This window comes from Kitasatospora sp. NPDC002965, assembly GCF_040611255.1.
Taxonomy (GTDB): domain Bacteria; phylum Actinomycetota; class Actinomycetes; order Streptomycetales; family Streptomycetaceae; genus Kitasatospora.
Map to the genome: position 1 here is coordinate 1 of NZ_JBEXNT010000186.1, position 13,915 is coordinate 13,915.

The following is a 13,915-nucleotide window of genomic DNA, read 5'->3' on the forward strand; positions in this document are numbered from 1 at the left end:
GGGCGCCGCCGGACGGCTCCGGCGGCGCCGTCAGGGTGCCAGCAGGCTGGGGAACGGCCCGAGCAGCAGGTTGGTGAACCGCCGGGTCCACTCGCCGGTGATCGGCTCGCCGCTGACCAGCACCCGGTGCTCGACCGTCCCGGCGATGGTGTCGAAGATGATGTCGATCTCCTCCCCGGCGGTCTTCTCGTCGCAGTCCGGGGCCAGCTCGCCGCGCGCCTGGGCGGCGGCCCTGCCCTGCCGGACCAGTCTCTTCTGGGGATCGACGATCGCCTCGCGGATCCGCCGGCGCAGCTGCCGGTCGCGGGTGCCCTCGGCGAACAGGGCGAGCAGGGCCGCCTGGGTCTCCGGTCGGGCCAGCAGGTCGGCGAACTGGGCGACCACGCCCTCGATGTCGGCCCGCAGGCTGCCCAGGTCGGGCATCACCAGCTCGTCGAAGAGGCTGGCGACGGCGTCCACCACCAGCTCGTTCTTGGACGGCCAGCGCCGGTACAGGGTGGTCTTGGCGACGCCCGCGCGGGTGGCGACGTGGCCCATGGTGAGACCGCCCCAGCCGAGGTCGGCGAGGGTCTCGCGGGTGGCGTCCAGGATGGCGCGGTCGGCGGCCGCGCTGCGTGGACGACCCTTGGCGCGGACGGTCGCGCCGTCGGGGTTCTCCGGGGTTTCCGGAGGTTCGTCCGGGCGGGCCGGGTGCGCCGGGGTCACGGGGGGCTGGGGGGCCGGCACCGGGCCTCCTTGCAGTTTACCGGTAAGTAACATGGGTGGGGCTGGTAACGGTAGCGACTTCACCGTGTCCAGGTCAGCCGGGCCGAGCCGGAAAGTGGGGCAGCTCACGTTGCGGGAGTGCCGGCGGGGGTTGCGGCGGGTGCCCTCGATCCAGTTACGCTACGACTCGTAGCGAAAGCTGACGACGACCAGGCGCCGCCACCCCGTGGGACGGGAGCGGCACGGGTGCGGATGGGGATCCGCACCGAACGGTTCAGGTTATCGGGGGTCGGGTTCTCCACCGGGGGAATCGAGGCCGCGCAGCCCGCGCGGGTCGGTTTTCCGGAAGGTGGTGCCCGCAGGCAGGGCGGACGGGGGAGGATGGTGCCATGCAGCCACGGAATTCGCGTCCCAACAGCTCCGCCCTGCGCGGTGCGGTCGATCTCGCCGCAGTGAAGGCAGCCGGCGAAGCTGCCCAGAAGGCCGAGCAGGCCCGGGCCGAGCGGGCCCGCCAGGCGGCCGCCGCCGAGGAGGACGGAGTCGCCCCGGTCGGGGCCGACTACCCGCTCGTCATCGATGTCACCGAGGACACCTTCGAGACCGAGGTCGTCCAGCGCTCCACCGAGGTGCCGGTCGTCATCGACTTCTGGGCCGAGTGGTGTGGGCCCTGCAAGCAGCTCAGTCCGATCCTGGAGCGTCTGGCCGAGGAGTACGCCGGCCGGATCGTGCTCGCCAAGATCGACGTCGACAGCAACCAGCTGATCGCCCAGCAGTTCGGCATCCAGGGCATCCCGGCCGTGATGGCCGTGGTGGCCGGCCAGCTGGTGCCCCTCTTCCAGGGCGCCGAGAACGAGGCCAACGTCCGCAAGGTGCTGGACCAGCTGATCCTGGTCGCCGAGCAGCGCTTCGGCATCGTCGGCGGTGCCGGTCTGCCGGGCGGCGGCGAGTCCGCCGAGGCGCCGGGCAGGCCCGAGGACCCGGCCCTGGCGGCGGCGCACGACGCGCTGGACCGGGGCGACCTGGGCGGCGCCGTCCAGGCGTACGAGAACGTGCTGGCCGAGCAGCCGGGCAACACCGAGGCGAAGCTCGGCCTGGCCCAGGCGGAGCTGCTCCGCCGGGTGGAGGGTCTGGACCTGCAGGCGGTCCGGGCCGCGGCCGCCGCGGACCCGAAGAACGTCGAGGTGCAGCTGCAGGCGGCCGACCTGGACCTGGTGGGCGGGCACGTCGAGGACGCGTTCGGCCGCCTGGTCAACACGGTGGGCAGGACCTTCGGCGAGGAGCGGAACGCCGTCCGGGTCCGGCTGTTGGAGCTGTTCGAGGTCATCGGCACCGAGGACCCGAGGGTCACGGCGGCCCGCCAGGCACTGGCGCGCGTGCTCTTCTGAGGCCCTGTCGTTCCGGGCCCCGCCGGGCGGGCCGGAGGCCGCTGTTCCGGCACGGTGGACGACCTGCGGTGCCGCTGGTGATTTGGCGACAATCCGGTCGCCGCGCCAGAGGTTTACCAAATCTTGACAACACCCGTGGACGGTCACGACATGTGACCGTCCACGGGTGTTTCACTGATGTTTCCGGGGGATTTCGCCGTCACGATTCCTTCAATTCGTGACTCTGCGTGTTCATGTGGCTGATTCCATGATCATCGCCGTCCGATGTTGGATTACCCGTCAGTAATGAACCTCTTGTGCTCAGCCCGGGATTCGAGCAGCATCGGCACGCCCGGTCCCCACACTCCAACTCCCGGCAGCCGGCCGGGGACGACGGAGCGGGGGATCCCCACCGGGCAGCCGTCGGCCCCGGCCGTCGGCATGAAGGCAGGGGGGTATCCGCGGTCCCACGGCGGTTCCTGTCCTTCGTCAGGCCGCGCTGCCCGCGCGGTCACTGGTTGTCGCTCGGGGGGATCGCCCGTGTTGTCACGGCGCTCTCCGCTACCGAGGACGTAGCTCTCTCCCATCCCAGGCCCCCACCGGTGCGGGACGCACCGCCGGGGAGCCGGAGATGTACGTCCGATAGGAGGACACGCATGTCCCAGACCCACGGCAAGACCCGCTGGAAGCGCTTCGCCCTGGTGATGGTGCCGAGCGTCGCGGCCACCGCGATGGTCGGCGTCTCGATCGCCAACAGCGCGCTCGCGGCGTCGTTCAGCATCTCGGGCCAGCAGTTCAAGGTGAAGACCTCGCACCTCAAGGGCACCAACTTCGCCCAGTTCGGCACGGTCGACATCGAGGCCAACGGCACGCCGCACCCGGTCGCCGTCTCGGCCTTCGACGACGCCATCATCGAGAACCTCTGCCAGTCGGTGGTGACCGACCTCTCGGCGCTCGGCCTCGGCAAGATCACCCTCCAGCTGAACGCCGGTACCGACAAGGACAAGCCGGTCACCGCGCACAACCTGCTGATCGACCTGGAGCAGCTGAAGGCCGACGCGAAGTTCACCGACATCAACATCGGTCAGGACGCCTCGACCCTCACCGGTTCGGCGACCCAGGGCTGGAAGGGCCACCCGGCCCTCAAGGAAGCCGGCAAGAAGCTTCCGACCGGCGCCGTCGGCTTCGCCCAGGCCGCCAGGGAGGCCGACCTCACCGGCGTCGAGCAGGTCGCACGCGCCACGTCGGCCGGCACCTTCGTCCTCAACGGTCTGAGCCTCAAGCTCAAGAGCGGCGACGGCCCGGGCAACGAGTGCTTCTGAGCCTCGTCTGACGGTGCGCCGGTCGGCGCACCCGAGTGAGGGGTCCTTCAGGGCCGGGGGCGGCGGGCGACCGCCGTTCCCGGCCCCACGCCACTGTTTCTCCCTCGTAGAGACATCGAGGAGCTGCACCATGTCCAGCGCAACGGCCGACGCTCGGCCCGAACACCGGAACCCGGTCGGATGGCTCTGGCGGAACTTCCGCGAATTCCGCCGTACCCGGCCCTTCTGGGGCGGTCTGCTGGCCATGATCGCCGGCGTCCCGATCCTGTACTTCCCCTATGCGAACCTGTCGCTGGGCGGCGTCACCATCGCCATGTCGACCACGGCGGGCGCCGGTTCGCTGATCATCGGCGTGCTGCTGATCCTGCTCGGCTTCACCGCCTGGTTCCAGCCCGCCGTGCGGATCTTCGCGGGCGTCGCCACCACGCTGCTCACCCTCGTCTCGATCCCGGTCTCGAACCTGGCCGGCTTCGGCCTGGCCCTGCTGCCGGGGCTCATCGGCGGCGGACTGATGATGGCCTGGGCGGCGGTGCCGGAGGCGACGGTCGAGGCCGTCGACCCGGGTGCCGACCAGGGCGTCGCCGAGAGGACCGCCGGGACGACTGCCGCCGGGGCGACTGCCGCCGGGCCGTTCGCCGCCGAGAGGACTGCCACCGAGGCCGTCACCGCGCCGCTCCCGGCCGTCCCCGCCCAGGGCGAACCGTCGGTCGGGGGCCCGGCCGGGCCCGCCGTCGAGGGAACCGTTCCGCCGCAGGCCGGCGAGCCCAAGGAGGTTCGGTGACCGAGCCCGACGAGCGGCAGGGTGATCCCGTCGTTCCCGCCCCGCGCTCCGCCCGGCACGCGGCGCCCCGGACACCCGTCCGGATCCGCCTGCGCGGCCGCGCGCTGGCGATGGCCGCGGTACCGACCGCCCTGCTGATGGCCGCCGCCTACACACCGGGCTCGGCCATCGCCGAGACCTCGGCGAGCAAGCCGTGCGCCACCGCGCCGGACGCCGCGCCGCTGCCGCCGAAGGTGGCCGAGACGCCCGTCCCGAAGAGCGAGCTGCCGCCGCCGATCCCGGGCCCGTCGGTCCCGCTTCCCGAGGCGACCGCCCCGACGAGTGCGCCGGCGACCGCCCCGGCGACCCCGCCGGCGAGTGCGCCGGTCACGGCCCCGACGGCCGTCCCCACGCCGGCCGTCCCGCCGGCCGTCCCGCCGGCCGCCGCGCCGACTGCCGTGCCGACCGCCGCGGCGACGAGTGCCGCGCCGTCGGCACCTCAGCCGAAGGCCGCGACCCCGCCGCCGGCCGCGACCGCCGGCACCGCGGGCGGGGCCACCCGGGCCGGGCTCATCGACGACATCGTCGGGGGCGTCATCGACCTGGTCCGCCCGGGCGGTGCGCCGAGCCCGACCGCGGCGCCGTCCGCCGGCGTCCACGCGGTGGCCCCGGCCGCCCCCGCGCCCTCGCCGACCGGACCCGCCCCGACCGCACCGACCGCCCCGGCGCCGACCGCCACCGCGCCTGCGCCCGTCACCCCGAGCGGTACGGCGAGCGGTGTCCCGAGCGGCACCCCGTCCGGAGCACCGTCCGGAGCACCGAGCGGTTCGGCCTCGGCCAAGCCCGCCGCCAAGCCCTCCACCAAGCCCACCGCCGGTTCCTCCGCGGGCTCCGGGGCGAGCTCCTCGCCGTCGGCCCCGGCCAGGTCCTCCGCGCCGGGCACCCCGACGCCCTCCGGTTCGGCCTCGGCCACGCCGACCAAGGACCCGAACTGCCTGGTCGACACCAAGGCGCTCAACCCGGCCGGCAAGCCGCCGGACAACCCGATCCTCGTCCCGGACCAGAACTGGACCCTGCAGACCTCCCGGCTGGTGCTGAACCACGCGGTGCTGCTCGGTGTGGTCAACGTCCAGACGCCCACCGGCACCAAGCGGGTGCTGAAGTTCGAGGTCGAGAGCGTCGACATCGAGAACCTGCACATGTCGACGCTGGAGGGCAACGACAAGACCTTCCACGTCAAGGGCGCGCCCGGCTCGGTCTCGACCATGCGCAGCGGCACCGTCACCATGTACGTGGAGCGGCTCTCCGGCCACCTGTCCAAGGTGCTGGGCCTGCCGATCCCGATCGACCTGGGGGAGCTCACCCTCACGCCGGACGGGCCCCTGCCGCAGTGGCTGTACGACCTGATAGGTCAGCTCCAACTGCCGCTCTGGCTGGAGCTGACCGGCGTCACCGCCGTCCAGGCCGGCCAGTTCGGCGGCACCCTGACGATCCCCGGTATGCAGCTCTACAACGACGACACCCCGTACGTGGGCAACGCGAAGTAGCCCGGGCGGGCTCCGGCCCGGACACCGGCACCGAACGCCCGTGGGGCGGCCCCTCCGACCGGAGGAGCCGCCCCACGGGCGTCGTGCGGGGGGACTACTTGTCGCTGCGGGTACCGAGGTGGTGGACCTGGACCATGTTGGTGTTGCCGGGGACGCCGGGCGGGGAGCCGGCGGTGACGATGACGGTGTCGCCCTCGGCCAGCTCGCCGATGCGGAGCAGCTCGCCGTCGACCTGGGCCACCATCTCGTCGGTCGAGCCGACCTGCTCGGTCACGTGGGCCTCGACGCCCCAGCTCAGCGAGAGCTGGTTGCGGGTGGCGTTGTCCGGGGTGAACGCGATCACCGGGATCGGCGAGCGGTACCGGGAGAGCCGGCGCGCGGTGTCACCGGACTTGGTGAACGCGACCAGCGCCTTGCCGTTGAGGAAGTCGCCCAGCTCGCACGCGGCGCGGGCGATCGAGCCGCCCTGGGTGCGCGGCTTGCGGCCCGGGTTGAGCGGCTGGAGACCCTGGGAGAGCAGCTCCTCCTCGGCCTTCTCGCAGATCCGGCTCATGGTGCGGACGGTCTCGATCGGGTACTTGCCCACGCTGGACTCGGCGGAGAGCATGACCGCGTCGGTGCCGTCCAGGATGGCGTTGGCGACGTCGGAGACCTCGGCGCGGGTCGGGCGCGAGGCGTGGATCATCGACTCCATCATCTGGGTGGCGACGATGACGGGCTTGGCGTTCCGGCGGGCCAGCGTGATGAGCTGCTTCTGGACCAGCGGCACCCGCTCCAGCGGGTACTCGACGGCCAGGTCACCGCGGGCGACCATGATGGCGTCGAAGGCGAGGACGATCTCCTCCATGGCCTCGACGGCCTGCGGCTTCTCGATCTTGGCGATGACCGGCACCCGGATGCCGACCGCGTCCATGACCTCGTGGACGTCCTTGACGTCGGCCGCGTTGCGGACGAACGAGAGGGCGACCATGTCGACGCCCAGCTCCAGCGCGAAGCGCAGGTCGTCCTTGTCCTTCTCGGACAGCGCGGGCACGTTGACGGCCGCGCCGGGAAGGTTGATGCCCTTGTTGTTCGAGAGCACGCCGCCCTCGACGACCACGGTCCGCACCCGCGGGCCGTCGACGCTGACGACCTCCAGGGCGATGACGCCGTCGTTGATCAGGATCGGGTCGCCGGCCTTGACGTCGCCGGGCAGGCCCTTGTACGTGGTCCCGCAGATGTGCTGGTCACCGGGGACGTCCTCGGTGGTGATGGTGAACTCGTCGCCGTTGTCGACGGTCACCGGGCCGTTGGCGAAGGTCGCCAGACGGATCTTGGGACCCTGGAGGTCGGCCAGGACGCCGATGGCCTTGCCGGTGTCCTCCGAGACCTGGCGGACCTTGCGGTACCGCTCCTCGTGGTCCGCGTGGGTGCCGTGGCTCATGTTCAGTCGGGCGACGTTCATGCCCGCCTCGACGATGGCCTTCAGCTGTTCGTAGGAGTCCGTCGCCGGACCCAGGGTGCAGACAATTTTCGCTCGGCGCATATCGATCAGTCTATCCGTTCGTGTTATAGGTGCATTCGGCCCGAATCGAGAGGAATCGCCGACGAAGGATTCCGGGGAGCGAGACGACGGGGGGTCAGTTTTCGGACGACCGGTGCACCAGGGCGAAGGCCTGCCGGGCGATCTCCAACTCCTCGTCGGTGGGCACGACGGCGACCGCCACCCGTGCGTACTCGGGGGAGATCAGCCGGGGCTCGCGCGAGCGTACCGAGTTGAGTTCCGGGTCGACCGCGATGCCCAGCCCGTCCAGGCCGGCCGTGGCGGCCGCCCGGACCGGTGCCGCGTTCTCCCCGACACCCGCCGTGAAGGCGATCGCGTCCACCCGGCCGAGCACCGCGTAGTAGCCGCCGATGTACTTGCGCAGCCGGTGGATGTAGGCGTCGAACGCCAGCCGCGCGTCCTCGTCGCCCTCCTCCGAGCGGCGCATGATCTCGCGCATGTCGTTGTCGCCGCACAGGCCCAGCAGGCCGCTGCGACGGTTGAGCAGGTCGTCGATCTCGTCGATCGAGAGCCCGCCGACCCGGTGCAGGTGGAAGACCACGCCCGCATCGATATCACCCGAACGAGTGCCCATCACCAGGCCCTCCAGCGGGGTCAGCCCCATCGAGGTGTCCACGCACCGGCCGCCCGCGACCGCCGACGCCGAGGCGCCGTTGCCCAGGTGCAGCACGATCACGTTCACCTCGGCCGGGTCCTTGCCGAGCAGCCGCGCGGTGGCCCGCGAGACGTACTGGTGCGAGGTGCCGTGGAAGCCGTAGCGGCGCACCCGGTGCCGGTCGGCGACCTCCTTGTCCACGGCGTACCGGGCGGCGTGCTCCGGCATCGAGGCGTGGAAGGCCGTGTCGAACACGGCCACCTGGGGCAGGTCCGGCCGCAGCGCGCGGGCCACCTCGATGCCGGTGATGTTGGCCGGGTTGTGCAGCGGGGCGACCGGGATCAGCCGGCGGATCTCCCGGAGCACGTCGTCGGTGATCACGGTCGGCTCGGTGAACCGCAGGCCGCCGTGCACCACCCGGTGGCCGATCGCGGCCAGCTCCGGGGAGTCCAGCCCGAGGCCGTCGGCGGCCAGCTCCTCGGCGACCGCCTTCAGCCCCGCGCCGTGGTCGGGGAAGGCCTGGACGCTCTCCCGCTCGGCGCCGCCGCGCGGGGTGTGCACCAGCCGGCCGCCGGCCTCGCCGATCCGCTCGACCAGCCCGGAGGCCAGCCGGGCGCCGTCCAGCATGTCGATCAGCTGGTACTTGACCGACGAGGAGCCGGCGTTCAGCACCAGGACGCGGGTACCTTCACTCATGCCGTTGCTCCTTCGCGGCGTTCCTGGGACTGGATGGCGGTGATCGCCACCGTGTTGACGATGTCCTGCACCAGCGCGCCGCGCGAGAGGTCGTTGACCGGCTTGCGGAGCCCCTGGAGCACCGGGCCGACGGCGACCGCGCCGGCCGAGCGCTGGACGGCCTTGTAGGTGTTGTTGCCGGTGTTGAGGTCCGGGAAGATCAGCACGGTGGCCCGGCCGGCCACCTCGGACCCCGGCAGCTTGGTGGCCGCGACGTGGGCGTCGACCGCCGCGTCGTACTGGATCGGCCCCTCGACCAGGATGTCCGGGCGCAGCTCGCGGACGAGTTCGGTGGCCTTGCGGACCTTGTCGACGTCCGCGCCCGAGCCGGAGGTGCCGGTCGAGTAGGACAGCATCGCGACCCGCGGCTCGACGCCGAACTGGGCGGCGGTGGCGGCCGACTGGATGGCGATGTCGGCCAGCTGCTGGGCGTCCGGGTCCGGGTTGACGGCGCAGTCGCCGTACACCAGCACCTTGTCGGCCAGGCACATGAAGAAGACGCTCGACACGATGGCCGCGCCCGGCGAGGTCTTGATCACCTCGAAGGCGGGCCGGATGGTGGCCGCGGTGGAGTGCACCGCGCCGGAGACCATGCCGTCGGCGATGCCCTCCTGGACCATCAGGGTGCCGAAGTAGGAGACGTCGGTGACCACGTCCAGGGCCAGTTCGACGGTCATCCCCTTGTGCGCCCGCAGCTTCGCGTACAGCTCGGCGAACTGGCGGCGCAGCGGGCTGGTGGTCGGGTCGACGATCCGGACCTGGGCGCGGTCGGCGGCCGGGTTCTCGGCCGGGAGGTCGATGCTCAGGCCCGCGGCCTTGCGGCGGACGGCGTCGACCTCGCCGAGCAGGGTGAGGTCGCAGATGTTGCGGCGGAGCAGGATCTCGGCGGCGCGCAGCACCCGCTCCTCGGTGCCCTCCGGCAGCACGACGTGCCGGCGGGCGCCCCGGGCCCGCTCCAGCAGCGCGTGCTCGAACATCATCGGGGTCACCCGCTCGGACCGGCCGACCTCGATCAGGTTGGTCAACTCGGCCGTGTCCACGTGCAGTTCGAAAAGGCCGAGGGCGATGTCGGCCTTCCGCGGGCTGGCTGCGGAGAGCTTGCCCTCCAGGTGGGTGAGCGCGGCGGCGGTGAGCCAGCTGCCCTCCGGCACGACCGCGACCGGGGTGCCGGGGGCCAGCCGCGCGGCGAGTGCCATCACGTTCGGCCCCGGGTGCTGGCCGAGGGTGAGCAGCACGCCGGCGATCGGCGGCGCGCCGGCGGCGTGCGCGGCCAGCGAGCCGATCACCAGGTCGGCGCGGTCCCCGGGGGTGACCACCAGGGCGCCCTCGGTCAGCGCGTCGAGGAAGGTCGGCAGCATGGCGCCGCCGAAGACGAAGCCGCGGACGTCCCGGGCCAGGCCCGCGGCGTCCCCGATCAGCACCTCGGCGCCGGTCGCCTCGACCAGCTGGGCGACGGTCGGCGCGGCCAGCGCCGGCTCCTCGGGGATGACGTACGCGGGGATCGGCAGCTTCTCGGTGAGCTTGCGCTGGACCGGCTGCTTGGCGCCCGGTGCGACCCGGTTGGCGACCATCGCCAGGGTCTCGCAGCCCAGGTCGGTGTAGGCCCGGTGGGCGTTGCGGACCTCGGCGACCACCGTGGCGGCGTCCTCGCCGTGCCCGCCGACCACCGGCAGGACGGCGGCGCCGAACTCGTTGGCGAGCCGGGCGTTGAAGGCCAGCTCGTCCGGGATGTTGGTGTCCGCGAAGTCGGTGCCCAGCACCAGTACGGCCTGGCAGCGCCGCTCCAGTGCCCGGAACCGGTCCACCAGGACCGAGACCAGCTCGTCCTGTCCCTGGGCGGCCTGGAGCGCGGCGGCCTCCTCGTACGTCAGCCCGTACAGCTCGCCGGCCGGCAGGTCCAGCCGGTACCGGGCCCGCAGCAGCTCGACCACGTGGTCCGACCCGGGCTCTCCCCCGGCCGGGCGGCCGGAAGCCGCTCCCACGGGCGCTTGCGCGTGTACCAGCGGACGGAACACCCCGACCCGGTCCACCTGGCGGGTGAGCAGCTCCATGACCCCGAGCTCCACCGCCTGTCGCCCGTCCCCCCGGTCGATCCCGGTCACGTACACGCTGCGCGCCACGTGGCTCTCTCCGTCCCGTCGTCTCAGAAAGTGGTCATATCGACCATACCTTCGCACCCTGAACGCCCGTCCGCGAGCAGAGTGGTCGTACCCCGGCAAGGGGCGAAGGTCACAGGGGCGAGAAGCGGTCCGGGCCGACGAGCTCGACCACGGCTCCCCGGTCGAGCTCGTCGAGGCGGAGCACGGTCACCCGCTTGTCCAGCAGCCAGCCGTGCCGGCGGCGGAGGGTGTCGTTCGGTCCGGGCCGCCAGCCGTCGGCGGCGAGCCGTTCGCGCACCCGGCGGCCCACCTCGGAGCCGGGCAGGCCCTCGGGGCTGCCGAGGGTGAGTTCACGGACGCAGAAGTGCAGGGCGCAGCGGGGATCCTCGCCGCTGTCGCGTTCGACGGTGAGCCCGGCCGGCAGCGAGAACTCGGCCCGGGCGGGGGAGTACGGCTCGTGGACGGCCAGCTGGTAGAGGAGGCCGATGACGAGGCCGATCAGGCTGTGGGCGGCGGTGGCGAGGGTCGCGACGGCCACCGGGCGGCTGTACTCCGGGGACGGCCGGGGGCCGCACCGCCGCCGCTCGACCAGCGCACCGGCCAGGACGACCAGGCCGGCGGCCAGCGGATAGCCGGCCTCGGACTCGGCGGTGGCCCGGCTGTGGAACCAGCCGTGTTCCAGTCCGACCGGGACGGCCGCCAGGCCGGCGAGGACGGCGCCGACCGCCGCTCCGGTCGTGCGGGTGCGCGCCAGCACCGCCCAGCAGGCCGGGGGCAGCAGAACGTAGGCCCACCCCAGGAACGTTGCCACGCGCGAGGCCCCCCAGCCGCCGACGATCGGTAACCGCCCGGGGGAGCCTAGGGGCCACCGCCGCCAGGCACAACGGCCCCTGCCGCGGGGCGCGACCGCGCCGCGGTGGCGGGTGCCGGGCCCGGGGGCCGGCACCCGCCGGGAGCGTCAGACGGGGCGCAGCCAGAGGGTGGCGAGCGGGGGGAGGACCAGTTCGGCGCTGCGGGGCTGGCCGTTCCACTCGACGGGCTCGGACTTCACGGGGCGGGAGTTGGCGATGCCGCTGCCGCCGTAGGTCTCGGCGTCGGTGTTGAGGACCTCTTCCCAGAGCTGGTCGCGGCCGTCGAGGGCTGGCAGGCCGACGCGGCGGCCGTGGCGGACCACGGGGGAGAAGTTGCAGACGGCGACCAGCGGGGTGCCGTCCGCGGCGTACCGGACGAAGGAGAGCAGGTTGTCCTCGGCGGCGCCGCCGTCGAGCCAGCGGAATCCGTCCGGGGTGGTGTCCAGCTCCCAGAGGGCGGGGGCGTCGAGGTAGCGGCGGTTGAGGTCGCGGACGAGGCGGCGGACGCCCAGGTGGTCCTGGTGGGCGGGCCACTGCTCGTCGAGCACCCACCACTGCGGGCCCTGCTCGTGGTCCCATTCGGCGCCCTGGGCGAACTCCTGTCCCATGAAGAGGAGCTGCTTGCCCGGGTGGGCCCACATGAAGCCGAGGTAGGCGCGGTGGTTGGCGCGCTGCTGCCACCAGTCGCCGGGCATCTTGGAGACCAGGGCCTGCTTGCCGTGCACCACCTCGTCGTGCGAGATCGGCAGGATGTAGTTCTCGGAGTAGGCGTACACCATCGAGAAGGTGATCTCGTTGTGGTGGTACCTGCGGTGCACCGGTTCCTTGCCGATGTAGACCAGCGAGTCGTGCATCCAGCCCATGTTCCACTTGAGTCCGAACCCGAGGCCGCCGCTGTCGGTGGGCCGGGTGACGCCGTCCCAGGCGGTGGACTCCTCGGCGATGGTGATGACGCCGGGGCAGCGGCGGTAGACGGTGGCGTTCATCTCCTGGAGGAACGAGGCCGCGTCGAGGTTCTCCCGCCCGCCGTACTGGTTGGGGGTCCAGGCGCCGCCCTCGCGCGAGTAGTCGAGGTAGAGCATCGAGGCGACGGCGTCGACCCGCAGGCCGTCGATGTGGAACTCCTCGCACCAGTAGACCGCGTTGGCGACGAGGAAGTTGCGCACCTCGACGCGGCCGTAGTCGAACTCCAGGGTGCCCCAGTCGGGGTGCTCGGCACGCAGCGGGTCGGCGGGCTCGTACAGCGGCTCGCCGTCGAACCGGGCGAGTGCGAAGTCGTCCTTGGGGAAGTGCGCCGGCACCCAGTCGACGATGACGCCGATGCCGTGCCGGTGCAGGGTGTCGACCAGGTGCCGGAAGTCGTCGGGGGTGCCGAGCCGGGCGGTGGGCGCGTAGTAGCCGGACACCTGGTAGCCCCAGGAGCCGCCGAAGGGGTGCTCCATGACCGGCATGAGCTCCACGTGGGTGAAGTTCAACTCCTTGAGGTACCCGGGGAGTTCCTCGGCGATGGCGCGGTACGAGGTGAGGTCGGGGCGCCAGGACGCCAGGTGCAGCTCGTACACCGACATGGGGGCGCGGTGGTGTGCGGTGCGGGCCCGGCGGGCCATCCACTCGTCGTCCTGCCAGCGGTGGGCGGAGGTGGTGACGACCGAGGCGGTGCCGGGCGGGATCTGCGCGGCGCGGGCGAGCGGATCCGCCTTGTCGAGGATCCAGCCCTGCCGGGTGCGGATCTCGTACTTGTACTGGGTGCCCTCGCCGAGGCCGGGCACGAACAGCTCCCAGATGCCGGAGGAGCCGAGCGAGCGCATCGGGTGGCCGGAGCCGTCCCAGTGGTTGAAGTCGCCGATCAGGCGGACCCCGGCGGCGTTCGGCGCCCAGACGGCGAAGGCGGTGCCGGCGACCCCGTCGACGGTGCGCACGTGGGAGCCGAGGGCCTGCCAGAGCTGCTCGTGCCGGCCCTCGGAGATCAGGTGGAGGTCGAGGTCCCCGAGGGTGGGCGGGGTGCGGTAGCCGTCGTGCTGGCGGATCGGCTCGATGCCCGGGTAGCTGACCAGCAACTGGTAGTCGACCGGGTCCGACGCGGCGGGTCCGGCGCCGGGGAGCAGTCCGGTGAAGAGGCCGCTCTGCTGGTGGGTGAGCTCGGCGGGTCCGAGCGCGGTCTCGACGACGACGCGTTCGGCGAACGGGCGGAGCACCCGGATGGCGGTGCCGCCGTGCACGGGGTGGGCGCCGAGCAGGGAGTGCGGGTCGTGGTGCTGTCCGCCGACCAGCCGGTCGACCTCGGCGGGCGGCAGCGGCGCCTCGGGCAGCCGCAGTGCCCCGGACGGTGCGGCGGCCTCGGCGGCGGCACCCGCCCGGTCGGTGGTCCCGGTGCCGGCCGGGCGCCCGGCCGAG

10 protein-coding genes are annotated in these 13,915 nt (G+C 72.7%); 4 read left to right on the forward strand and 6 right to left on the reverse strand.

Annotation, left to right across the window (positions count from 1 at the left end):
* Window positions 1-30: 30 nt before the first annotated feature.
* Window positions 31-591, reverse strand: a complete 561-nt coding sequence (locus ABZY91_RS38700; RefSeq protein WP_329883200.1) for a TetR/AcrR family transcriptional regulator — start codon at window positions 589-591, stop codon at window positions 31-33.
* 503 nt (window positions 592-1,094) lie between these two features.
* On the opposite strand from ABZY91_RS38700, the gene ABZY91_RS38705 reads away from it, so the two are divergent.
* The 4 genes from ABZY91_RS38705 to ABZY91_RS38720 all read left to right on the forward strand — a co-directional run bounded on the left by ABZY91_RS38705 (window position 1,095) and on the right by ABZY91_RS38720 (window position 5,698).
* Entirely contained in the window at window positions 1,095-2,090 is a 996-nt protein-coding gene (locus ABZY91_RS38705) for a tetratricopeptide repeat protein (protein ID WP_355408520.1), read from the forward strand.
* Window positions 2,091-2,725: 635 nt separating this feature from the next.
* Window positions 2,726-3,391 (forward strand): DUF6230 family protein, encoded by a 666-nt coding sequence (locus tag ABZY91_RS38710; RefSeq protein WP_329882985.1) that lies wholly within the window; start codon window positions 2,726-2,728, stop codon window positions 3,389-3,391.
* 130 nt (window positions 3,392-3,521) lie between these two features.
* A complete protein-coding gene (locus tag ABZY91_RS38715; protein ID WP_355408522.1) occupies window positions 3,522-4,172 on the forward strand; it encodes a DUF6114 domain-containing protein in 651 nt (216 codons plus the stop codon).
* Complete coding sequence (locus tag ABZY91_RS38720; protein WP_355408524.1) at window positions 4,169-5,698, forward strand: hypothetical protein; 1,530 nt, start codon at window positions 4,169-4,171, stop codon at window positions 5,696-5,698. Before ABZY91_RS38715 ends, ABZY91_RS38720 begins: the two co-directional genes overlap by 4 nt.
* A 94-nt stretch (window positions 5,699-5,792) precedes the next feature.
* On the opposite strand, the gene pyk is transcribed toward ABZY91_RS38720, so the two are convergent.
* From pyk to glgB, 5 genes are all read right to left on the reverse strand, one after another.
* Entirely contained in the window at window positions 5,793-7,223 is a 1,431-nt protein-coding gene (gene pyk, locus ABZY91_RS38725) for a pyruvate kinase (RefSeq protein ID WP_355408526.1), read from the reverse strand.
* A 94-nt stretch (window positions 7,224-7,317) separates the two neighbouring features.
* Complete coding sequence (locus tag ABZY91_RS38730) at window positions 7,318-8,532, reverse strand: acetate kinase (RefSeq protein WP_355408528.1); 1,215 nt, start codon at window positions 8,530-8,532, stop codon at window positions 7,318-7,320.
* Entirely contained in the window at window positions 8,529-10,691 is a 2,163-nt protein-coding gene (gene pta / locus ABZY91_RS38735) for a phosphate acetyltransferase (protein ID WP_355408530.1), read from the reverse strand. Before pta ends, ABZY91_RS38730 begins: the two co-directional genes overlap by 4 nt.
* A 109-nt stretch (window positions 10,692-10,800) precedes the next feature.
* On the reverse strand, window positions 10,801-11,481 hold the full coding sequence (locus ABZY91_RS38740; RefSeq protein ID WP_355408532.1) for a hypothetical protein: 681 nt from the start codon (window positions 11,479-11,481) through the stop codon (window positions 10,801-10,803).
* 147 nt (window positions 11,482-11,628) lie between these two features.
* Window positions 11,629-13,915: 1,4-alpha-glucan branching enzyme (glgB, locus tag ABZY91_RS38745; RefSeq protein WP_355408534.1), on the reverse strand; the 2,287-nt coding region annotated here is incomplete at its 5' end.

Coding starts and splice junctions, on each gene's coding strand:
- ABZY91_RS38705 (WP_355408520.1), top strand. CDS start 1,095: ATGCAGCCACGGAATTCGCGTCCCAACAGCTCCGCCCTGCGCGGTGCG.
- ABZY91_RS38710 (WP_329882985.1), top strand. CDS start 2,726: ATGTCCCAGACCCACGGCAAGACCCGCTGGAAGCGCTTCGCCCTGGTG.
- ABZY91_RS38715 (WP_355408522.1), top strand. CDS start 3,522: ATGTCCAGCGCAACGGCCGACGCTCGGCCCGAACACCGGAACCCGGTC.
- pyk (WP_355408526.1), bottom strand. CDS start 7,223: ATGCGCCGAGCGAAAATTGTCTGCACCCTGGGTCCGGCGACGGACTCC.
- ABZY91_RS38730 (WP_355408528.1), bottom strand. CDS start 8,532: ATGAGTGAAGGTACCCGCGTCCTGGTGCTGAACGCCGGCTCCTCGTCG.